At 42.4% G+C, this 20,548-nt stretch carries 19 protein-coding genes; 6 read left to right on the top strand and 13 right to left on the bottom strand.

Going from position 1 to position 20,548, the window contains the following annotated elements:
• Positions 1 to 3: 3 nt before the first annotated feature.
• Together FKG96_RS19485 and FKG96_RS19480 are read right to left on the bottom strand one after the other, a co-directional pair.
• Positions 4 to 1,275 (bottom strand): hypothetical protein, encoded by a 1,272-nt coding sequence (locus FKG96_RS19485; protein ID WP_130855257.1) that lies wholly within the window; start codon positions 1,273 to 1,275, stop codon positions 4 to 6.
• A gap of 18 nt (positions 1,276 to 1,293) precedes the next feature.
• The gene (locus FKG96_RS19480) at positions 1,294 to 2,715 is read right to left on the bottom strand and encodes a ComEC/Rec2 family competence protein (RefSeq protein ID WP_130855258.1); all 1,422 of its coding nucleotides are present in this window, start codon (positions 2,713 to 2,715) and stop codon (positions 1,294 to 1,296) included.
• 95 nt (positions 2,716 to 2,810) lie between these two features.
• Here FKG96_RS19480 and FKG96_RS19475 point away from each other — a divergent pair, with 95 nt between their 5' ends.
• A complete protein-coding gene (locus FKG96_RS19475; RefSeq protein WP_130855259.1) occupies positions 2,811 to 3,023 on the top strand; it encodes an aldo/keto reductase in 213 nt (70 codons plus the stop codon).
• Between the two features lie 10 nt (positions 3,024 to 3,033).
• Here the strand turns inward: FKG96_RS19475 and FKG96_RS19470 are convergent, their stop codons facing one another.
• Positions 3,034 to 5,193: a hypothetical protein gene (locus FKG96_RS19470; protein WP_149105865.1), complete on the bottom strand. Its 2,160-nt coding sequence runs from the start codon at positions 5,191 to 5,193 to the stop codon at positions 3,034 to 3,036.
• 205 nt (positions 5,194 to 5,398) lie between these two features.
• Between FKG96_RS19470 and FKG96_RS19465 the strand changes: the two genes are divergently transcribed.
• Together FKG96_RS19465 and FKG96_RS19460 are read left to right on the top strand one after the other, a co-directional pair.
• Positions 5,399 to 6,286 carry an AraC family transcriptional regulator gene (locus FKG96_RS19465; protein WP_130855261.1) on the top strand — a complete coding sequence of 296 codons (888 nt, stop codon included), beginning with the start codon at positions 5,399 to 5,401 and terminating at the stop codon, positions 6,284 to 6,286.
• A gap of 84 nt (positions 6,287 to 6,370) precedes the next feature.
• Entirely contained in the window at positions 6,371 to 7,174 is an 804-nt protein-coding gene (locus tag FKG96_RS19460) for an SDR family oxidoreductase (RefSeq protein WP_130855262.1), read from the top strand.
• 13 nt (positions 7,175 to 7,187) lie between these two features.
• Here FKG96_RS19460 and FKG96_RS19455 read toward each other — a convergent pair whose 3' ends face one another.
• Positions 7,188 to 9,548: an ABC transporter permease gene (locus FKG96_RS19455; RefSeq protein WP_149105864.1), complete on the bottom strand. Its 2,361-nt coding sequence runs from the start codon at positions 9,546 to 9,548 to the stop codon at positions 7,188 to 7,190.
• 530 nt (positions 9,549 to 10,078) lie between these two features.
• Here FKG96_RS19455 and FKG96_RS19450 point away from each other — a divergent pair.
• On the top strand, positions 10,079 to 10,648 hold the full coding sequence (locus tag FKG96_RS19450) for a Crp/Fnr family transcriptional regulator (protein ID WP_130855264.1): 570 nt from the start codon (positions 10,079 to 10,081) through the stop codon (positions 10,646 to 10,648).
• A gap of 77 nt (positions 10,649 to 10,725) precedes the next feature.
• Positions 10,726 to 11,592 (top strand): SDR family oxidoreductase, encoded by an 867-nt coding sequence (locus tag FKG96_RS19445; RefSeq protein WP_149105863.1) that lies wholly within the window; start codon positions 10,726 to 10,728, stop codon positions 11,590 to 11,592.
• 47 nt (positions 11,593 to 11,639) lie between these two features.
• On the opposite strand, the gene FKG96_RS19440 is transcribed toward FKG96_RS19445, so the two are convergent.
• Positions 11,640 to 12,008, bottom strand: coding sequence for a helix-turn-helix domain-containing protein (locus tag FKG96_RS19440; protein ID WP_041387679.1), 369 nt, complete (start codon positions 12,006 to 12,008; stop codon positions 11,640 to 11,642).
• A 105-nt stretch (positions 12,009 to 12,113) separates the two neighbouring features.
• Here FKG96_RS19440 and FKG96_RS19435 point away from each other — a divergent pair, with 105 nt between their 5' ends.
• A complete protein-coding gene (locus tag FKG96_RS19435; protein WP_130855267.1) occupies positions 12,114 to 12,743 on the top strand; it encodes a nitroreductase family protein in 630 nt (209 codons plus the stop codon).
• A gap of 93 nt (positions 12,744 to 12,836) precedes the next feature.
• On the opposite strand, the gene FKG96_RS19430 is transcribed toward FKG96_RS19435, so the two are convergent.
• The 8 genes from FKG96_RS19430 to FKG96_RS19395 all read right to left on the bottom strand — a co-directional run bounded on the left by FKG96_RS19430 (position 12,837) and on the right by FKG96_RS19395 (position 20,534).
• Complete coding sequence (locus FKG96_RS19430) at positions 12,837 to 13,922, bottom strand: DUF6695 family protein (RefSeq protein ID WP_149105862.1); 1,086 nt, start codon at positions 13,920 to 13,922, stop codon at positions 12,837 to 12,839.
• 24 nt (positions 13,923 to 13,946) lie between these two features.
• Positions 13,947 to 14,387, bottom strand: a complete 441-nt coding sequence (locus FKG96_RS19425; RefSeq protein ID WP_013667614.1) for a hypothetical protein — start codon at positions 14,385 to 14,387, stop codon at positions 13,947 to 13,949.
• 273 nt (positions 14,388 to 14,660) lie between these two features.
• A complete protein-coding gene (locus FKG96_RS19420) occupies positions 14,661 to 15,548 on the bottom strand; it encodes a lysophospholipid acyltransferase family protein (protein ID WP_149105861.1) in 888 nt (295 codons plus the stop codon).
• Between the two features lie 2 nt (positions 15,549 to 15,550).
• Positions 15,551 to 16,471, bottom strand: coding sequence for a DUF6268 family outer membrane beta-barrel protein (locus FKG96_RS19415; protein WP_013667612.1), 921 nt, complete (start codon positions 16,469 to 16,471; stop codon positions 15,551 to 15,553).
• Positions 16,472 to 16,843: 372 nt separating this feature from the next.
• On the bottom strand, positions 16,844 to 17,464 hold the full coding sequence (locus FKG96_RS19410) for a porin family protein (RefSeq protein WP_013667611.1): 621 nt from the start codon (positions 17,462 to 17,464) through the stop codon (positions 16,844 to 16,846).
• A gap of 139 nt (positions 17,465 to 17,603) precedes the next feature.
• Positions 17,604 to 18,359: a LytTR family DNA-binding domain-containing protein gene (locus FKG96_RS19405; RefSeq protein ID WP_013667610.1), complete on the bottom strand. Its 756-nt coding sequence runs from the start codon at positions 18,357 to 18,359 to the stop codon at positions 17,604 to 17,606.
• Positions 18,356 to 19,282: a sensor histidine kinase gene (locus FKG96_RS19400; protein WP_246860307.1), complete on the bottom strand. Its 927-nt coding sequence runs from the start codon at positions 19,280 to 19,282 to the stop codon at positions 18,356 to 18,358. The genes FKG96_RS19405 and FKG96_RS19400 overlap by 4 nt, the downstream gene beginning before the upstream one ends.
• Before the next feature lie 322 nt (positions 19,283 to 19,604).
• Positions 19,605 to 20,534 carry an AraC family transcriptional regulator gene (locus FKG96_RS19395; protein ID WP_130855272.1) on the bottom strand — a complete coding sequence of 310 codons (930 nt, stop codon included), beginning with the start codon at positions 20,532 to 20,534 and terminating at the stop codon, positions 19,605 to 19,607.
• Positions 20,535 to 20,548 lie beyond the last annotated feature (14 nt).

The following is a 20,548-nucleotide window of genomic DNA, read 5'->3' as shown; positions in this document are numbered from 1 at the left end:
TGACTACAGATAAGGTACGAGTTGACTGCCCGGATTTTGGTGACTGATAAATGCTTGAACGGTCTGCAAAAACTGTTGCCTGTCTATAGCTAACAAAGGTTCAGTATGGAAGGTAGTATCAAGCCATTGTTCGTTTCCCGAGATGATATAATTGTATTGTTTAGTTAACACTACGCGGAACCCATCGAAAACTTTTAAGTGATAAAGCTTGGTATCGGCATTATAGATGGTAGCACAGGCATAAGTGTCGTAGCGAAGTGATAAGCGAAATTTTTCAATCGATAGATTCTTAATGTAATATCCATATCGGCTACTTAATTCACCGTTTAAAGCGTTCAAATCTGGCCTACCATATATCAATTGTGCTTCTTCCCATTCTTCCTGCAGGTCGTCATCTAACACTGCGTAATAGGTTGTTTGCCCATCATTCCAAACCGCAAGGAATGTTTTAGAGCGTATGCTTCTATTAGCTTTTTCCGCGAAACTCTCATAACTAATTAAAAAATAAGAGATGCCATTTATGGTTTGTGTGTTTTTTATTTGAGCGTTGTTGGGAATAATCCCCTGATCTGCAAGATATGTCTTAATAAAGGGAGCCTGGAACGGAACAATTGCTGGAATAGCCGTTCCCCTGAGCGTCGATAAATCAAGTGTGTTGAAATAAGTTAGATTGTTGAAGTCTACCGGCAGCCCTTGATAGCTCAATGCGGTCTCTAAGGTCATGAAGGCGCAGAGATTATCATTCCCTTTACGCGTAATGCCTGCTGGATTATAGCGTGTGTATCCTCCGTAAAGTTGCGGATACTTGTAAAGCTGCGGTAAAGTTAGTTGTGGATCGTCTTGTAGGGCCCACAAGGGATACTCCGGGAACCATAAATTTTTGAGAGGATTATCGTATTGCTTGGGAATATTCATCCATTTTAAAAGCTCGGGTGCATGCGATTGCGAATTGAATTGATTAGTGAAAAGGAAGGGGCTTGTCGGATCTTTCAGTTGAAAGGGCGTTTGCAAACCGTTGATCAAAAAATCGCTTACTTGAATAAAACAGATCTGGTCGTAAGCTTGGTCTCGCGCCAAAGGCGATAAAGAGGGATCAAAAAAGGCTTTGATGGTGTAGGTAAGGTCGTCTAAACGAGTAAATCCGACTACCAACGGGTTGGAGGAGCCGCCAAAGGTCTGCGCGGTTTGGCCAATCCGGATCGCTGAGGTCCCTTGACCCTCGTATACACCGGTAACTACTTTGTATCCATTTGCGGTACTTAACGTTAATGCCATGATAATTGGTGTTACTGATTATTTAAAATAGACGAGGTCTGCATTGTTGGTTTTCACTTCGTGGCACTCCATCTTAATATTCCCCTCGGCATTTGGGGTGCGCATTACGTGACTTACCATAGTGCCCGGTAGTTCGCCGTTCCAGAAAACGGTAAACCTGCTTTTTTGCTCAATATCCTCGTCATTAACAATCACCACGATATCGCCTGCAATAACGCCATTGCTTTTGGCGGGATTTCCTATATTGACGCGTGCTGAGTCGGTAAAGCCATCCATTAAAGAAGTAAGAAAATAGCGTTGAAGGGAGTTGTCAACTGAATCAGGTGTGATACCTGTCCAGCTAGAGATATCCCATTTAGGGTAAATATGCGTGTCCAACGCTTCGATTACTTCTTCATTGGGATGTCCATGTTTATCACCACAGGAGATAAGACCGGTTATCGGTTTAATTAAGCTTAGAAAATACTCACTGGTGCTGATGGTACTGCCATGATGACTCAGCTTAAAGGAACAGACATGTCCCTTGGTAACATCATTGCCGTTATGGACCCATTTGAAGTTCGATTGATCGTTAGCCTTTAACGCTTCTGCTAATGGGGATTCCATATCGATATAACCCCCACTTTTCCAACCACCAAGGTCACCTGCGCTGTAGAAACGAAAATTACCATATTGCAAGATCCAAGCTAAGCCCAGATCGTTCTGATTGCTTCCTGACCGTGGTGCCGGTTTTGTGGTGGTATCACCGAGAACGTAGTTGTTGGTGGCTACACACAGTAGTTGGATCTGTTTTTTGCCCGTACCGAATAAATTGAGTGTTGTGGCTAAATTGGTGGTGTTTCGTGTCATAGGCGCTTTGGTTACCGCTTTTACGTACTTGCCATAAACACTGGGTGATTTATTGGAGGTGGTTGAGCTTGGGAGCGGCTTTACCAGCCCCCGATCCCAGGAGCCTTTATTTGAATTGAAGTTTACAAGGACACCGGGTAAACCGCCTATATGATCCTGATGGTAATGTGAAGCAATCATATAGTTCAGCGAGTCGATCCCCATTTTGGTCATATAGAAGTTGATTTTGTTCGCTTGCTTACTGCCGTCGCCTCCGTCAATTAACACGGCATTAACGACAGTACCATTCAGCGAAACGCTGCTGTCTACCGCTAATTGAAGCATATCGGTACGATCGGCTGGGACTGTTTGCCCGGCAGCTATAATCGCCTGCCTCACTTTGGCTGTGTCTCTAACGACTACGAGTGCGGCGTCACCGTGCCCCACACTCATCTGGTGGATCTCCAGCGTTTGAGCGGTTGTTTTTGCCAGATTGAGTATAGTGAGAAGCAAAGAAAGCATCATAACCTTTCCTTGGTTGGGAAAAGATGGATTGAGCATGCATCTACAGAAAACCTGCATACAAAGGCGTAGATTAATTTTGATTGTCATAATTTGAGAAAATATGTGTAATAATATGAAAAAATGTGTGAAAAACACTGATTTACTTCTATTATTAGCGATGGTAATTACATTAAGCTTAAAGCGTGAGACCTGCAGAAATTGCATTAGCGTGGCTACCGGCACATACATTTTTTATTGTGCCTATTCCCAGTACATCGAAATTGCTCCGCTTGCAGGAAAACCTTGGAGTTGTTGAGTTTTGCTTGATACACGAGGAGCTAAGCAATATCAATAAGGCATTAGCAGTATTAAAACTACAGACGGTACAGATACAGCAAGCAAGTGGCTCGACGTAAAGGCTAATTGCTATTTTACATCATTTTCCCGAGAATTGTTTTTTATCACAACGGCTTCATAGTCGGAAAGCGTGGGTACGGTGAAGCGTATTCTGCCGTCTTTCCAAGAATAATCCAAAGCTTGATTAGCTTTTAATAGGTGAACCCCTGTCGGTTTTTCAGCTAAGGCAATATCAAGGTTTATACCATGCAAATCGTTCGGCTTAAAGTAGGTATTCCCGCTGAAACCAGTTAGGTTGATCAGGTGCAAGATATGCCCTTCTGCCTGAAAATCGACCAAATGATTTGCATCATCATTGCGTGCATATTGTTTCCATATCATTTCTACACGTTCGGGAGCGTCGGTCTTTAATAAGCTTTGGGCTGCTGGATAGATCGCCGATAAGGTGTTTAGAAATATCGCTTTATGTTGCTCATAGCCTTTTAGGTAATAATGGCGCCCAATGGCGGGCACTAGAAGGGCATTTTTTTGTTTTTCAACGGTGTTGATGGCCAGTGCTTGATGACCGATGGGTTCATGCCCGCCTACAATCTCCGGTGGGCCCGGGCGACCTTTACTAAGGATGGGCAGGTAGTTGCTAACCGATGAACTGAAGGTGTAAAGCGGCATTGGATAGGCTAAATGAATCATTTGCTGACCGCCCAATGTCTTAAAAATGCTGCTGTCATCAACCTGTAGGTAATTGCCGGCGGCATCATGGTTTATTGTTGTTAAAGAGGCTCCAAATTGCGCCTTCAGAAAGGCGGGATGATGTGAAAAAGCAGCTCCGGTTGCAAATAATCGGGTACCTTTTTTTACGGCAACCGATAAGGCATGTAAATCTAAGCTGTCAAGCGAGGGTATGCCAGGGATAATGATAACTTTATATTGCCCAAGTCTTTCGGTTTGCGCATGGGGGCGGCGGTATTCCATCACATCGAAGGGAATATGGGTCTCTTTTAACATCAGCTGGATGCCTCTGTATTCTTCTCCCTCTGCGCCGTGGGCCCATAAGCTGGGGGAGAGAATCAATACCTTGGCCGTGGAGCGGTAATTGCCATAATAGGGTTCATGTGTTTTATGGAACTGGTAAATGGAACGAATAATGGGGAAGTTGCGCGGATCGGTATTGTTATTGAATTCGCCCATCATGCTGATATCTAACCCGGATCCATTGGCAATGTTTTCATATAGCCTGATGCGAACTTCTTCAGGACCTACACTGTTAAAGCGCGATTGAAAGGAAATCTGTTGGATGGATGCATTGCTGATAATGTGCGATGGATAAGAACCCATGGCATTACTGACATTGTCTGATGCATTGTAAGGCCAATAAGGGAGGCTGGTATTACTTTGCGATTCGTGGCGGATAATATCTACATATTGATCGGTGTAGGTGCAAATAGCGACGGCTGGATTTTTGGTTTTAACCAGTTTGTGTAATCGCTGTGCCCAGTCGTCTAAAGTCATCTGTTTAAAGGCCTGGTACTTTTTAAATACGGGGTCTTGTGTGTCTTCTTTTTCCGGTAAATCCATGCCACTGAATGCTTTAAAACGTTTCTGATCATAGGGGTTGTGATCGATACCGTAGTACTTTCCGATGTAAGCATTGTTGGTTTGATAACCGGGCATGTTCAGAAAAATACCATCAATGGGAAAGCGGTCCATGATTTCGCTTACGATTTCAAACGACTTTTCCTGTACATAAGGCGCATTGATAGATACGACGTAAATATCATCATTAAACATACGTTCTCCTTTGTTAGATAGGTAGCACCAATCGGGATGCGCTTCAAAAACGGATTTATGTAATCTGCTGAAATCTACGCGTACAATGACACGGATGCCCTGTGCATGGCAACGATCAATGATTTCGCCCAATAGGGTGTCGGTGGCATAGGGATTTCGATAATGATAGGGGAGCGCGGTGGGGTAAAAGGCCATGATGCCACCGGCGTTGATGATCAACGTGTTGGCTGATGCTTCAACGAGTTGGTCTACAAAGGCCTTCGGTTCGATACGTTCGGCGGTAAAGGCAGGAAGATTTGTTTGAATAACCCGCAGGTTATTGCGGCTCCACCAGGGGGTATCGGCTGTTTGGCCTGAGGCTATACCCGGGCTTATAAATAACAGTATGAGAAAGATGAAATGATAAGATGTGTTTAAATTCTTTGCGGATACGCTCATCATAATTAGTTTAAAGGGCTATACGTCATTTCTGACCTTGGGCTTTAGATTTATTGCTAGATTGGTAAAGTTAATAAATTTGAAGGTTTTTTCTTTGTATAATTATGCTGGTTACTTTCAAAGGCACTTTTAGTTTCTGTCGCTTTTCAGGGTAGGATGAAAGAGGATTGTTGCCATTACATTGGTTTGATTTTTGTAATTTTAGGACATGGAAAGAATTGATATGAACCACTTCCTGCGCTCGCAAAATAAATTGGTGAATAAGGATTTGGGTAATTTCAACCTTTTTTGGGTACAGGAATTGGATACGTGCTCCGTACAGCCTATTCCTTACAACCGACGGGATTTTTACAAAATAAACTTGCTCAAGGGCGCGTATACAATTCATCTCGCAGATAAAACCTATGAAATTCAAAAGCGGGGTTTGTTCTTTGGCAATCCTTCTTATCCCTATAACTGGATTCCGAAGGGAGCGGATTCGCACAGTGGGGTGTATTGTATTTTTAACAAAGAGTTTTTTCATCATTTTGGCAATATCGACTCTTACCAAATGTTTCGGCCTGAAGGGGATAATGTTATTGAATTGACGGAAGGGTTGTACGATGAAATTGAAGCTATTTTTGAGAAAATGGACGTGGCTTTCCGATCGGCGTATCAACATAAATATGATAAAATCCGGAATTTGATTTTTGAGGTGTTACACAGTGTCAATGAAGTGTCTACTAAAGAAACACGGATTAACCGGCACGATGCAGCCGCTAGCAGGATTACCGGCTCATTTTTGGAGTTATTGGAAAGACAGTTTCCGCTTGAATTGAAAAACCAGCAGGTGCCCCTTCGGAACGCAGCGGATTTTGCGGATACGCTAGCGATTCACGAAAACTACTTGAACAGGGTTTTGAAAAAAACGATGGGAAGTACAACTACCCAGTTAATACAGCAACGCTTCTTACAGGAGGCGCGCGTTCTCATCAAGCATAGTTCCATTGATATTTCGGAAATTGCCTATCTCTTGGGCTTTAAAGAAGTTAGCCATTTTTCCAACTTTTTCAAGAAATATGAAGGGCTTTCGCCATTGCAATACCGAAAGGTTTGATTTTCGTAAATGATGGTTTGCTTTCTGTAAAAAAATGGCTTAACGATCCACGAACTTTGTCGTGTAAATAATACGTATAAAATTATGACAAAGAACTGGTTTATCACAGGCACATCAAGCGGTATTGGCCGTATTCTTACCGAGCACTTATTGGCATCCGGGCATACTGTTTTTGCGACACTACGGCAAACGGAACAATTGTTGGAATTGAAAGAAAGATATCCTAAACAACTCCATGTTGGTTATTTAGAACTGACAGATACAGAGAGTATTCATAATGCAGTGGAAGCAGCGCTGGCGGAAATGGGACGAATAGATGTTGCGGTGAGCAATGCCGGACTGGGTGTTTTCGGAGCGGTGGAAGAATTGGATGATCATGTCATCTCGAAGCAGATTGAAGTCAATTTGTTAGGATCAATCCGATTGATAAAAGCACTGATTCCGGTAATGCGTCAACAGCGGGATGGGGGGCATATTATACAGGTGTCTTCAGAAGGCGGTCAGATTGCTTATCCGGGCTTCAGCTTGTATCATGCATCTAAATGGGGAATAGAGGGCTTCATCGAGTCGACCGCACAGGATGTACGACCTTTTAATATTAGGTTTACAATTGCCGAACCGGGGCCAACGGGAACTAACTTCGGCAGTAGCCTGCTCATAGCGCCTGCTTTGGATGTATACCAAGACACACCGGTAAACGATCTACGCAAATTTATCGATGAGGGTTTTGGTGAACTGGACAATGTGCATGATGTTGCGCAAGCTATAATCGATTGTGCCGTCCATGCGCAACCTCCGTTTAGATTGCCGATCGGAAAAGTGGCCATACAACATGTTCAGGACGGATTACAAAAACGCTTAGACGCTGTGCGTAGCGCTATACAGTAAAAAAACCATTTACTTACTCATCCCTTAATGAATCAATCGGATTGGCTATTGCCGCTTTAATGGCTTGTGAACTCACAGTGAGTAAAGCCAGTATAAGCGCCCCCAATCCTGCGATGATAAATAAACCCCAACCGAGGGAAATACGGTACGTGTAAGCTTCCAGGAATTTATCCATCGCCCAATAGGCAATTGGAAAAGCTACCAAACAAGAAATGATGACTAACCAGGCAAATTCTTTGGACAGCAAGCGTGTAATGGAAAAAACCGACGCACCGAGTACTTTGCGGACTCCAATTTCTTTCGTCCGATTTTCGGCCATATAGGCGGCAAGTCCAAATAAACCCAGGCAGGAAATAAAGATGGTGAGAAAAGCAAATAAAGCTGCCATGGTGCCGGTTTGCTCGGATTCCTTGAATTTAGCGGCGTAAGCTTTGTCTACAAAGTTGTAGGCGAAAGGATAATTGGGGTTGTAGCGCTTAAAAATGGCTTCTGTTTTAGCAAGCGCAGTAGCCGTAGATAAGGCAGGATTGAACTTGATATGCATGATATTAAACCACCCTTTGGCCCCTTCGATGACAGCGGGTTCCACGGGTTCATAGGGTGAGCGGGAAATAAAATCGGCGACCACGCCCACGACGTGCCATTCAATGCCGTTATCTTTGATCAACTGGCCTATGGGGTCTTTGAAGCCCATAAGTCTTACGGCTGATTCATTTAAAAGGATGGCTGTGGAATCGGTAGGGTACTGCGTCAGGTCCATGTCCCTGCCGGCCACTAAACGAAGACCGGCTGTTTTTACAATGTGCTCGTCAGCGCACATACGGTCGATAAGTGTTTTATCGTTTGGTGCTTTTCCCTGCCACCAAAATCCATTACTGTTACTCCAACTTTCGGTAATGGGGCTGCTGGACCGCGTAACCGATACGGCTACACCTTCTTGGAGCAGCTCATTTTTGATCAGCTTGCTGTTCTTGGCGACCTCGCCCTCCTCCGAAATATAAACGACATTGTTTTTGTCATAACCATTTTCCCTGTCTTTTGCGTATTGGATTTGTTTATGAACAGCCAAGGTGCTTATAATAAGAATGATGGCAATGGTGAACTGAACAACTACCAGGATTTTACGAAGACTAAAAGTGGCTTTTGCTTGTTTAAAGGTGCCCTTTAATACTTTAACAGGCTGAAAGGACGAAAGAAAAAATGCCGGGAAACTGCCTGCGAGCAGGCCGGTTATTAAAATAAAGCCTACAGCGTTTAACCAAAACTGGAAATGACCAAAATCAACAGCTAAACGTCGGCTGATTAAATTGCCGAAGGAGGGAAGGGCTAACCAGGTAATAAGTAGGGCGATGATACCTGAGATGGTAGCTATCAAAATGGATTCGCTTAAAAACTGGCCGATCAGCGATACGCGATAGGCGCCCGCTACTTTTCGGATGCCGACTTCCTTGGCCCGTTTTTCGCTTCGGGCGGTGCTAATGTTCATAAAGTTAATGCAGGCAATTACTAAGATGAAAACGGCGATCAGCGTGAAGAGGTTGACCATATCAATGCGCCCGCCCACTATCTTTCCATTTTCAAATTTGGAGCGGAGCCACCAGTCGGGGAGTGCATGCAGCAGGACTTCCGTGTCTTCCTCCGGTCCATTATGCCGCTTGGTAATGTCCTTGATCTTTCTGTCCATTGCCTCTTTGCTGATGCCCGGATTTAATTCTACATAGGTTTGTACCGAGTTGTTGCTCCAATAGTCGTCGCTATAACCAATCTTTTCCATGTATTTCCAAGGAAGCAGGAACTCCGCATCGGTGAACCGGGTATTGCCGGGCATATCGGCTAGAACGCCGGAGACGGTCACTACATCTACACTATCTATTTTGAGCGTTTTCCCCAGTGCTTCTTCTTTGCCAAATAAACGTTTAGCCAGGCTTTGGCTGATGACAATTTCGGTGGGGGTTTTTAAGATATGCTCTTTATCACCTTCGAGCAACGGAAAATCGAACATGGAAAGGAAAGCGGAATCTACGAAGGCGCCCTGGCCCTTTAGCTTCTTGTCGCCCACGGAGAACAGAAAACTGTTATCGGAGTAGCGGCTGTAATGGGCTATTTCCGGAAATTCCGCTTTGGCGGCCGGCCCTAAAGGCTTGGGCGTGTAGAACCACACCTGAAGTTTATCGCCCCAATTGGCTCGGTTTCCTACTAAAAAGAGTTGGTCTTTTTTATGGTGAAATAGGTCAAAACTCCGTTCGTTTTGTACCCAGGAAAGGATCAACATGGCAGCTGCCATACCGATAGCCAAGCCTGTTATGTTCAAGATGGAATACCCTTTGTTTTTAAGTAGATTGCGCCAAGCAATTTTGATGTAGTTCTTTATCATACCGAGCCCTTTAATTGAATATTAACTAAACATAAATGGAGCCATAATTTTATCAATTTGATTATTAGTTGTTTGTGTCTTTGGTTTTAACAGCAAGTGTTCGTTTTCGAACAGTGATTGTTCATTGGCGCACAGCTTTCATCTCACTTTACCTTGATGCAAAGTGAGACAAACATCAAGGCTGTCCAGTTCTCGCTAAAAATTCGATTTCATACCCGCCGTTATGCGGAGCCGCCCCATATCTCAATCCTTTCCTTCGCTTTTTCGCATAACGTTTTTTCGGCCCTTCCAATCGAATTTTCTTTACGCTCACCCTGGAAGGCCGTCCTTCCCTAGGCGCTACAGCCCCTTTGCATTGAGGTTCTGAAATGCTTAAATGGCCTTGGACGATATTGAAGCAACGAGCAGCGACATCAAAATAAAAAAAATGTTCTTTTAAACAGGTTCCTAGCCATTGATAAATTAGGCAGCGAAAAAACTTTTTACCATATGGTAAGCGGATTCCTCATAATAAGTTCGAAATTTAAAGTATGAAAGAGTTTATCAACTACGTATTACAGTTTGGAAATTTGAACAAACAGCAAATCGATTTCATTCTGAGCAAAGCGGAAACGTTGGAACTTCATAAGGATGACTATTTTTCGGAAGCTGGAAAGATCCCCAGACACGTTGGGTTTATTCTTGAAGGGATCGTTCGTTTCTGCTATTACAACAACAAAGGCGAAGAGATCACACACTCATTCGTAGACGAGAACAATTTTGTTTCTGACCAACAAAAGTTTGAGGCACAAGTGGTGGCCTCCGATTATGTACAGGCCGTTACACCTTGCAAAATGCTCGTTTTTTCAAAGAAAAGTTGGGACGAGATCGGCAATACGATTGTTGGCTGGGACGCTATTATAACTCAGATTACAAAAAATTGTTTGTTAAAAGCGATTGAAAGAAGGAGCCCACTGGTTTCTGAGGATGCAACTACGCGCTATTTATCGTTCATTGAACAATTTCCCGGTCTTGTTAACCGTGTGCCGCTTTCTCATGTCGCTTCTTATCTTGGGATCACTCAACAATCCTTGAGCCGAATACGAAGAAATATCCGTTGAGCGCACTTTTTACCAAATGGTAAATGCTTCCTCTTTTTTGATACCGAGCTTTGTATCATTAATTTAAATGAATAGCAATGAGCAAAAAAGTTGTATTAATTACAGGAACAAATAGTGGGTTTGGATGGCTTACGGCGAATAGCGTAGCTGCTTTGGGGCATAAGGTATATGCCACTATGAGAGACACCCAAGGAAAGAATGCAGATAGGGCAAATGCGCTATCACAGGTAGCCAATATCACCGTTTTGGATGTTACGCTAACAGATGAAACCAGTGTTAAACATGCTTTTGACACCGTTATAGCGAAGGAAGGTACCATCGATGTATTGGTAAATAATGCGGGTGTTGCCCTATTTGGGGTGGCTGAAAGTGCTACTACGGCCGATGTGCAACGAGTTTTTGATGTGAATGTGATCGCTCCCTGGAGATTGATGAAATTAGCCTTACCCTATATGCGTAAACAATCGGAAGGTTTGATCATCAACGTCTCGAGCGGGTGGGGTAGGTTCTCGCCTCCTTTTTCAGCGGTGTACGGTGCTTCAAAATTCGCTTTGGAAGGTTTAAGCGAAGGCTTGCATTATGAGGCACGACCTCTGGGAGTCGATGTAGCAATTATTCAACCGGGGGCTTTCCCGACTGAGATGTCTCAAAAGATTCAAGCAGGATCTGACACATCGGTTGTTGACGCTTATAAAGTGATAGCAGAAGTTCCGGAAAAAATGTTCAATGCCCTTAGTCAGATGTTTGAGACTGTAAAACCGGATCCTCAAAACATTGCAGATGCCGTGGTAAAGCTAATGAATTTACCAAAAGGACAACGCCCGTTAAGAACCGTGGTTGACCCATCTACGGGAGAGATTGTCAAAACGGCTAATGAAGCCGTTCAGGTTGAATACGACCGAGTACTAACAGCATTTGGAATGAAAGATTTATTGAGTTTGTAGGTATAAAAGGTGATGCTTGTTCAGCAAGTTGTTCAAAGCACTTCCACCTAAACTTTTTCCTGTCTCATGTCTTTGAGAATACGTGCGCGGTGTTGAAGTCCCCATTCGGCAATGGTTTGCGTCAATTGCTTTAATGATTTTCCGTACTCTGTAATCTTATAGGCTACCGAGACAGGAGAAGTGGCCAATACATTTCGTTCAATCAATCCGTTTACTTCAAGCTCCTTCAGCTCCCGACTCAACATCTTACCGGAGATGCCCTGAACTTTCTTCAGTAATTCGGAATAGCGCATGGGTTGGTAGCACAGGCAGGCGATAATAAGCACCTTCCACTTTCCGCCTAAGATTTCCATGGTGTCATTTATAGCCAATACGGTTTGGCTACAGTCTTCGATTAATATACTTTCTGATTTCATTTTTGTCCCTTGGTTACCCAAATGTCACTGTTACTTTTTGTCACTTAGTGGCAAATTTAAACAATTCTGCTTTACCTTTGCATCGCAAACATAAAAATTTATACAATGGAACTTATTAATCATTTAAAATGGCGTTACGCCACTAAAAAATACAGCACAGAAAAAGTTAGCGAGGAAAAGATCAACCAAATTTTAGAAGCCATCAACCTAACCGCTTCTTCATGCGGAATACAGCCCTATCGGGTTTTGGTAGTTTCTAATCCGGAGATAAGGGCCAAATTGGGCGCAGGTTCGTTTAACGGACAGATTGTAAATTCTTCTCATTTATTGGTGTTTGCGGCTTTCAACGAGATATCCACAACATATATTGAAGAATATATAAAAATGGCCGAAAAGCAACGAAATTTACCGGAAGGTGGGATGGCTAATTTTACAGAAAAACTAGTTAACTATTTCAGTGCAAATACAGCGGAAGCAAATGCCGTCTGGGCTAGTAAACAGGCTTATATTGGCTTGGGTACTGCCTTGCTGGCGGCTGCGGAATTGAAGATAGATTCTACGCCCATGGAGGGTTTTGATGCTGCCCAATTTGATGAGGTTTTAGGGCTAAAGGAGAAGGGATTGCATACGGCGGTGATCCTTTCGTTGGGCTATCGGGATGCGGAAAATGATTACCTGGTTGATATGCCAAAAGTAAGGTTGCCCATAGAAGAATTTTCTGCTTTTGTAGCATAAACGATTTAATCTGGCTGTAGGGGCGCTTGCTATTGCTGCGCAACACTTCCATGAGCTGGAACTTGACAAGTTGGCTTAAAAGATCAGGGACGGTTAGCCAACCACGGGAAGATTCTTATAACGCCATTCACTCGGGGAGTAGTTTACCGGCAGTTGCTGTAGATGCTTGATGCGAATCTTTTTTCTGTGCTGTTTGATATGTGTAAAGAGGAGGTGACTGTCATAGGTGACTTCGAAAGGTTGTGACAGGTTAACCGGTTCGGTTGTTTCGCCAAGGATCACATACTCCAATTTTCCTTCCGAAGTGAACCGCTTAATGATGACATTGTCGCCAGTAGTGGCTTGTATACTGAACCATGCTCCATCACCCACGCCTCCAAGATACTGAGCCTCTTTAGGCACAGTAATGGGTTTTGAGGGTGCGTTCATGCGGCCAACCGAGTGGTCGGCGGGTAAAAGACGGGCTTTTCTTTGGCTTACATTCTCTCCTAGCTTTTTCAGTAAAAAACGAACGGACTGCCAACGGTTCATCTTAACATGTTTTAAGCCCTCATGGGGTGTAAATGAGTAGATCATTCGATCTGGCACTACATTAACTAAATTACTGATGGGACTTGCTTTAATTGTTTCGGGGAAATTGATAGTATGTCGCCAGCTGTAGCGCTTGGAACACCGAGCAAGCATGCGGACAATAAATCGTGAACAATTATTGTTGTTGCGGGCGATGGCACCATAAGGATATGCACCTTGAAGTACACATTCGTCTCCGTAAGCTTTGGCGCGTTCGAAATTAATACCACGAGCAATAGCAAAATAAAGAATACCTTCTCCATACATGGCAGGTTTCAATGCTTCAAACTGTGTTGCGATTTCTTCAAGGTTGACAATAGTACGGCCTTCAAATTTCGCCTTAATCGTAATCGCTAGGCGAGGGTCTGAAAATTTAGAACGAGCTCGACCATATTGCCGGGGCGTGATATATCGTCCGAAGTCATAGAAGAGCATTTCGCCGGTTTCTCGTTTAATGATAACAATACCGGTATGACCTACTTTAAAATTTAAGTTTTTTACGATGCCAATTTTCTTTAAAAACAACATCCACTTTTCGTCTCCACGGATAGTGGTATCCGGCCATGTTAAAATAAGGGCCATATCATTGTAGGTGATCGTTGACTGCATGATATTCTCTTTTTATGTTAGACTTTAAAGGAAGATGAAGTTTCGGTAACCCCTATGCGGTGAATGTTTGATAAATAGATTTAATTTCGTGCCCCAACGGAAGAAACGGCTTAATTCTTTTTTGTTCAAGTGCTCAAAATGGAAAATTTTATGTGGAAATGGAATCGCATTGGTATAGACACCATTTTTGGAAAAAACCAGCATAATTTTTTTGTGAAGCTTTTTCGTTAAGCCAACATGTTCATATACTGCCTGCCCGCGTTCGAAGAATGATGCTGTTGGATAATCTCGAAAGGTCAGCAAAACGATATAGTCACAGCATGTTAGCATGTTTTGATAATTGATTTCATTGCCTAAACTGGTACGGCTATACACTTCGTGTCCATTGTTCCAAAAAAACGCTGCAAGATGGTCGAGTAACATTTGTTCTTCTTGTCCGCTATCTCCAACTAATAAATATTTCATCTGTTTATTTTTTGTTTTTAGTTGTCAGATGGAGCCTTTGATGATTAAAATAATCATTGCCTGTGTGCTTAATGATTATTTTTAATCATGTCGGGTTCATATGTAAATGACTTCTCTTTTAAAGGCCATACCTGCCTACCGGCAGGCAGGTGGAATATCCGGATTATTTTATGTTTGTCTTTGGTAATCATGGATATTTCATTATCAAAAATGTTTTATGCTAAAGATTTTTAGCCGCTGCTATCTGGAATGCTATAAATTTAATGGTGGATATCAGCTAGATGGAGATCCTTTCCATCGCTTGTGTGTCCATAACCAACCATAGGGTTCTTCTTTGATGTTTTCGGTTAAGAGGCTTACATATTTTTGGGTTATCTCGCCCTCTCGCGTAGCTGAAGCTTCGGAACAGATTGGTAAACAGGTTATTTTGTAATGCCCTTTAGATAGCTGTGTAATATGTAAGTAGATGACGGCCGATCGACTCGTGCGTGCCAATTTCTCCATGCCTGAAAAGACGTATGTGTCCTGGTGCAAGAAAGTGAACCTGAATTTTTCTTCTTTTATCGGCGGACATTGGTCGGCAAGGAATAGATAGGCGGCCGGACCTGAACTTTTAGCTAGTATTTGGCGTACAACCGCTTTATCAGGTAATAACTTCATGCCAAAACGAGACCGGAATCTAATCATCAGCTTATTCATCGTGGTTGAGCGAAGGGGTTTGTAAACGGCATATATGTCGTATTGCATCTTAAAAGGCATAAAATTCAGCATCTCCCAATTTCCGCAATGGCCTAAGCAAGCAATAACGTCTCGTCCGGAGGCTATGTACTGATCAATTAATTCTTGATTCTCAAATACAATTTTCTTGTCAAGCACTTCAGCCGAAACGGAAATGCTTTTGATGATTTCGGCAAAATAGGCGGTAAAGCAAGTGTAGAACTTTTTTACAATTGCATGGACTTCTCCGTATCGCTTATCCGGAAAGGCACGTGCTATATTCTGGATAACGACTTCTTTTCTGTAACCGATGATATAATAAGCAAGAAAATAAGTGATGGAACCCAATGCATATAGAAAGGTCATCGGTAGCAGGCTTATTATGTATAGGCCGGCATAAGCACTTCTATAAGCAAGTTGTTTTAGTATCTGCTTCGGGTTCATATTTAGAGTTTCATCTTTAAGCCAACCGATGCATAAGGGGAAACAGAAAAAAAGTAATCATTATCGGATGCAAATACACCCTTCAAGGTTCTGTCGCTGTACGCAGCCGGACGGTATAGGTTTAGTCCCACCATACCGGTCATGGTTAACCCGGTTTTACCGAGCTTGAGCTCGGGACGAAAGCCTGTAACGATATACTGGTGCGAGAAGATCACGTCTTTGCCGTCTTTTTTCAATAAGGCGACCTGCCCGTTCATTTCAATGGCATAAGATAGTTTGAACCGATCGTTGAAATCGTAACCTGCCGATAATTCAAGGCCTTCGATTACTTCTACATTGACATCGTATTTTCCGTGAAGCTTCCATTTAACATAAACCGCCGGAAATATCATGGGGTACCCTAAAGAACTATTGATCGATACGCCACCGCCTATATCCAGATTCGGTTTCAGGTGCCGGATAAAAACAAGGCCCCCACTTCCCAGCACATTTTTAAATGTCAGCTTGGAGAAATCGGTAGTGGGAGCAAATATACCGGCTCCTAGGCTGGCCCGCATCGACCATCGGTCATTTAACGGACGTAGATGGTAAACCCCGAGTTGTATATTCATGATTTCGGAAACCATTTCATCTGAAAAATTTCGGTTTTTCAAAGAGACGTATGATCCGCCAAGGCCAATCCCCCAAGCTGTGGGACGATTCTTTTCATTCATTTTCATGGATAAGGGAATGTTGACGGCTCCTTGGTAAACCATGGCGGAACCTTTGCTATTACCGATTTTTTCTCGTGGTTTTTCACCCGGAGGCAGATAATAATAGCCCGAATTTCCAATATACTCGGTTCTGAAAGACACTTGTTGCGCGTTGCCTTCGAGATAGAGTAGTATGGCTAACGTTGTTAAGCAGAATGATATGAACTTCATATGATTTTTAAATTTTTATTTGCACTTATTTATTATATAGGAAGCAAAAGAAGGGTGAATGAAGTGATGTCGAAAGCAATAGATGGCAGACTTCAGCATCTGGTGGATGAAGTGTAGTATGAACCGGATAAAATGAATTCGAAAAAAGCCATTGCGTACAGAAATTCAGGTGTATTAAATTGCACGGCATAACCTATTTTTAAATAACCGGCTTGACCCTTGTTGTTTGTTTTCATCGCTTGCTTCCTATAATTAATGTCTTGTATAACGCTAAGACAATTATGAAATGGAAGACCCTACGTTTATTTGCTGTTTTCTTTAGGGGCATATATTTACACTGCTGTACGCAACCTGTTCTATGGCTTGGCTTTTTTAAAATTTATAGGCTATTCCGATGGCTGCACGTTGGTTTTTCATGGAGCCTCCCTGGGCTTTATGCAGGTCGGCCAACCCGTATTGATAACTGGCATTTATTTGCCAGTTTTTATCAAACTGGTATCCTATAATGCCGCCGACACCATAATCGAAACGTTTTAGGGCAGGTCTTCCGGTCTCCCCATTCGTTTTGAACAGGTTCACGCCACCGGCTTTTGCCAGGACGCCATAACCGACATAAGGGCCTACGCCTATAAAGGCTTTCCCACTGCCTAGCTGCCCTTGAACCATTCCATAGAGCGGAATTTCTACACCAACGGATTTGAACTTGGTAGTTGATTGAGTTGATTTGGATTCTAGGTTCGAGATGTCATAATACACATCAATCCCGGATTGCAAGGCAAAATTGGTACTCAGATCGTATTTAACGAAACCGCCAAAGGAACCGCCTATTTTCCTTTTACTTTTAAAGTTTTTCATATCACCACCTAAGCGGTAATTAGATAGATTTGGTCCGGTTTTAATACCGAATGATACAGGTTTGTCCTGAGCTGACATTTGTAGGGAAAGAAATAGGGCGCCGGCTGCTAGGAAAAATGTGATTGCGTTCTTGTTCATCGTTCTAAAATTTAATTTTGTTTTTAATGTTGAACAAAAGAACGATGGATGATCCGCTATTGAAAGGTGCAAGCGACAGACCTAAGAATTTGCCCTATGAACTATAGAATGGAAGGGATGAAGTTTTCCGTGTTTGGAGCTATTCCACAATCCCGTCCATCCATCGCAGAAAGTCGGGGACGCGTACACGACTGACTAGCACCTCATGTGGACATGCGGGTACAAAGGAAAGCTTCAGTCGGCTGTTAAAATATTTGTTAACACTTTCAATGGCTTTTACGTTCGCAATGCAGTTACGTGATACGCGGAAAAACAAGCGGCTGTCAACTTGCTGTTCTAGCTGATCTAAAGTATAATTAATAATATACCGTTTATCGTGAAGGGTGTGGAGAAAAACGACGCCGTCTTCACTATAAAAATGCGCGATATCAGTGGTTTCTATGTAGTGATAATTTTCTCCCTTCGATATCAGAAAACGATTTTTGGTTTTAACCGGCAGGATTTGCTCAAAACGCTTGGGGTCGGTTATATAGTGGTGGTTATGAAAGATGTTTTCGAATTTGATTAAGGCCGCTTCTAACTCCTTCTCATCAAAAGGTTTTAATAGGTAATCGATGCTGTTCAGCTTAAAGGCTTTGATGGCATGTTCATCGTAAGCGGTGGTAAATATGACAGGCGTGTTGACCTTTACATGGTTGAATATTTCGAAGCAGTTGCCATCGGCCAGACGGATATCCATCAAAATTAAATCGACAGAAGATGCTTTCAGGAAACCAATGGTATCGATAACTGTTTTGGTTTGCTTCTCCAGGAGATAACCGGAGCGTAGTTTCGCCATCATCCGTTTTAATTCTTCGTATGCAAATCGTTCGTCTTCTACTATTAGGTATTTCATTGTTGGATATAAGGGATTTTTACAATAAATAGATCGCCGGTATGCGTCACGACGACGTCTTTGGCATACAGCTTATATTGCTTGGTAATGTACTTGAGTCCTATACCGCCTTTATCCACATCGCTAGACGGTTGAATGTTATTTTCAATCGTAATATAATCAGGGTCGACCGTAATTTTTATGTGCAACAGTGATTCTTCGGTTGCGATATTATGCTTAAAAGCATTCTCTATCAGCAGTTGCAAAGTGAGCGGAATAATTTTGTTCTTTTCACAGTCCGCTATTTTATCTACCGTAAAAGTGAACGAGTTTTCGAACCGCATCCGCATAAGGAAAAGATACGAATCCAAGGCATCTAATTCTTCCGCTACCGAAACAACCGGCTGCCGGGTAAGAGAAAGTACATACCGATAGGTCTTGGAGAGGGCTTTGGTGAATTTATTGGCATTGTCGGGATTGATATAGATTAATGAAGAAAGTACATTCAACGAATTGAAGAGGAAGTGTGGGTTTATCTGTGACCTTAAGGTTTCGTGCTGGAATAACAGCACTTTGCGCTTGGCTGTTTCGGAGTCGGCTATAGCTTTTTGTTCCGACTGAAAATAATAGATTAATTCAAATACCAACAGAATCGGGATATTGGTTGTCATGGCAAATGCAAATTTCACCAGGAAGGGGGGAAGACCTTCCTCAGGTATATGAAATACGTCGTAGATCATGTAATTAAACATCCACAGAATGACCAAACAGATCAATGTGATGCCTATAAGGCCCGCCACAATACGATAAAATATATTTTTGGAATAAGGTAGATATTTATTTAAAAGTAGCAGTAAGCCATAATCAGCAAAACACATGATGAAGATAACGATATAATGTGCTGATAACTGTATGTGGAAATTAGCCCATAAATCTTCCTTCATGAGAATAATGCTGAAAAGCATTTGACACAAAGCATAAATCAGTGTGGAGAAGAAAAAAATGAACAGTTTTTTTATATTTATTCTTTTCACCCGAGGCATGCTCAAAAATAAAGTTTCCAGCGAAGATTTATTACTAAATCTACTCCTTTTCTGATGAACTTCATTTTTTAAGGGATGAATTTAACTGGTTATATTCTTTTTGTGAATATTTTCTGAATGGGTATCATTGGTAGCCACTTAAGGTCAGTTAATTTTTACAACATATGCAAGAAACTGAACGTTATTTTAACGCGAGCGGCGGCGGGGTCGGCCGTCGTGCAAATTATTGTGGAGCGCTTGTTGCCTTAATACTTGCTCGAAATTCAAGAGGCGTTAGTTTTGTGCGTTTTTTGAACAGCTTACTAAAGGATTGTGGATGTTCAAAACCCAAGCCATAGGCAATCTCGCTTACGGAAGCCGATGTGGTCGATAATTTTTCTTTAGCCATTTCAATGACTTTATCCTGTATATGTTGACGAGTGTTTTGTCCGGTAATATGCCGCAACATCGTGCTGAGGTAATCTGGTGTGATATGAAGTTTTTCACTGATATAGGACACCGTTGGCAAGCCCTGCCGAGTCAGTAGCTCGCTGCTACAATAGTCCACTAGAATTTTTTCAAAACGGGTGAGAATTTCGTGGTTGTTTTTTTCCCGGGTGAGGAACTGTCTTTTATAGAATCGTTGTGAATAGTTCAATAACAACCCGATCTGTGAGATGATGATGCCTTTGCTAAATTCGTCCATATTTGAAGCGTATTCGTGTTGTATATTCGCAAAAATTTGGGCAATAATCGTTTCTTCTTTTTCTGATAGGAAAAGTGCTTCATTGATCGCGTAATTGAAAAAATCGTATTGTCTGAATTTTTGCGATAGCTCGGTATTCCATAGGAAATCAGGATGGATAAGTAAAATCCATCCTGATGGTTTATTCTTCAACTGTTGTTCGTCAATCGTAACATCCAGTACCTGATTAGGAGCAAAAAAAGACATGAGTCCTTCATCAAAGTCATAATCCTGCCGTCCGTACTGCCATTTACCGATAACATTCTTTTTAAAGGCAATGGAATAAAATCCCTGCGTAAAATGCAATAGCATTTCATCGTGGTACATTTGACCGTAGTCTACCAAGCTGATCAGGGGATGCTCCGGCTTGGACAACCGATTTCGCTGATGAAATTCGCTAATTGTTTTAATATGCGTGAATGTTTTCATTACCCAAAAATACG

Origin of the sequence: Olivibacter sp. LS-1, from assembly GCF_008245145.1 — a bacterium.
GTDB classification, from domain to species: Bacteria; Bacteroidota; Bacteroidia; order Sphingobacteriales; family Sphingobacteriaceae; genus Olivibacter; species Olivibacter oleidegradans.
This window is presented reverse-complemented; position numbering and strand designations above follow the sequence as displayed.

Bases quoted from the DNA above. Each gene is read 5' to 3' on its own strand.
- FKG96_RS19425 (WP_013667614.1), bottom strand. From the start codon at position 14,387: ATGAAATATTTATTAGTTGGAGATAGCGGACAAGAAGAACAAATGTTA.
- FKG96_RS19445 (WP_149105863.1), top strand. From the start codon at position 10,726: ATGAGCAAAAAAGTTGTATTAATTACAGGAACAAATAGTGGGTTTGGA.
- FKG96_RS19435 (WP_130855267.1), top strand. From the start codon at position 12,114: ATGGAACTTATTAATCATTTAAAATGGCGTTACGCCACTAAAAAATAC.
- FKG96_RS19465 (WP_130855261.1), top strand. From the start codon at position 5,399: ATGGAAAGAATTGATATGAACCACTTCCTGCGCTCGCAAAATAAATTG.
- FKG96_RS19440 (WP_041387679.1), bottom strand. From the start codon at position 12,008: ATGAAATCAGAAAGTATATTAATCGAAGACTGTAGCCAAACCGTATTG.
- FKG96_RS19450 (WP_130855264.1), top strand. From the start codon at position 10,079: ATGAAAGAGTTTATCAACTACGTATTACAGTTTGGAAATTTGAACAAA.
- FKG96_RS19415 (WP_013667612.1), bottom strand. From the start codon at position 16,471: ATGAAGTTCATATCATTCTGCTTAACAACGTTAGCCATACTACTCTAT.
- FKG96_RS19405 (WP_013667610.1), bottom strand. From the start codon at position 18,359: ATGAAATACCTAATAGTAGAAGACGAACGATTTGCATACGAAGAATTA.
- FKG96_RS19400 (WP_246860307.1), bottom strand. From the start codon at position 19,282: ATGAAGGAAGATTTATGGGCTAATTTCCACATACAGTTATCAGCACAT.
- FKG96_RS19395 (WP_130855272.1), bottom strand. From the start codon at position 20,534: ATGAAAACATTCACGCATATTAAAACAATTAGCGAATTTCATCAGCGA.
- FKG96_RS19430 (WP_149105862.1), bottom strand. From the start codon at position 13,922: ATGCAGTCAACGATCACCTACAATGATATGGCCCTTATTTTAACATGG.
- FKG96_RS19470 (WP_149105865.1), bottom strand. From the start codon at position 5,193: ATGATGAGCGTATCCGCAAAGAATTTAAACACATCTTATCATTTCATC.
- FKG96_RS19480 (WP_130855258.1), bottom strand. From the start codon at position 2,715: ATGACAATCAAAATTAATCTACGCCTTTGTATGCAGGTTTTCTGTAGA.
- FKG96_RS19420 (WP_149105861.1), bottom strand. From the start codon at position 15,548: ATGAACCCGAAGCAGATACTAAAACAACTTGCTTATAGAAGTGCTTAT.
- FKG96_RS19410 (WP_013667611.1), bottom strand. From the start codon at position 17,464: ATGAACAAGAACGCAATCACATTTTTCCTAGCAGCCGGCGCCCTATTT.
- FKG96_RS19485 (WP_130855257.1), bottom strand. From the start codon at position 1,275: ATGGCATTAACGTTAAGTACCGCAAATGGATACAAAGTAGTTACCGGT.
- FKG96_RS19460 (WP_130855262.1), top strand. From the start codon at position 6,371: ATGACAAAGAACTGGTTTATCACAGGCACATCAAGCGGTATTGGCCGT.
- FKG96_RS19455 (WP_149105864.1), bottom strand. From the start codon at position 9,548: ATGATAAAGAACTACATCAAAATTGCTTGGCGCAATCTACTTAAAAAC.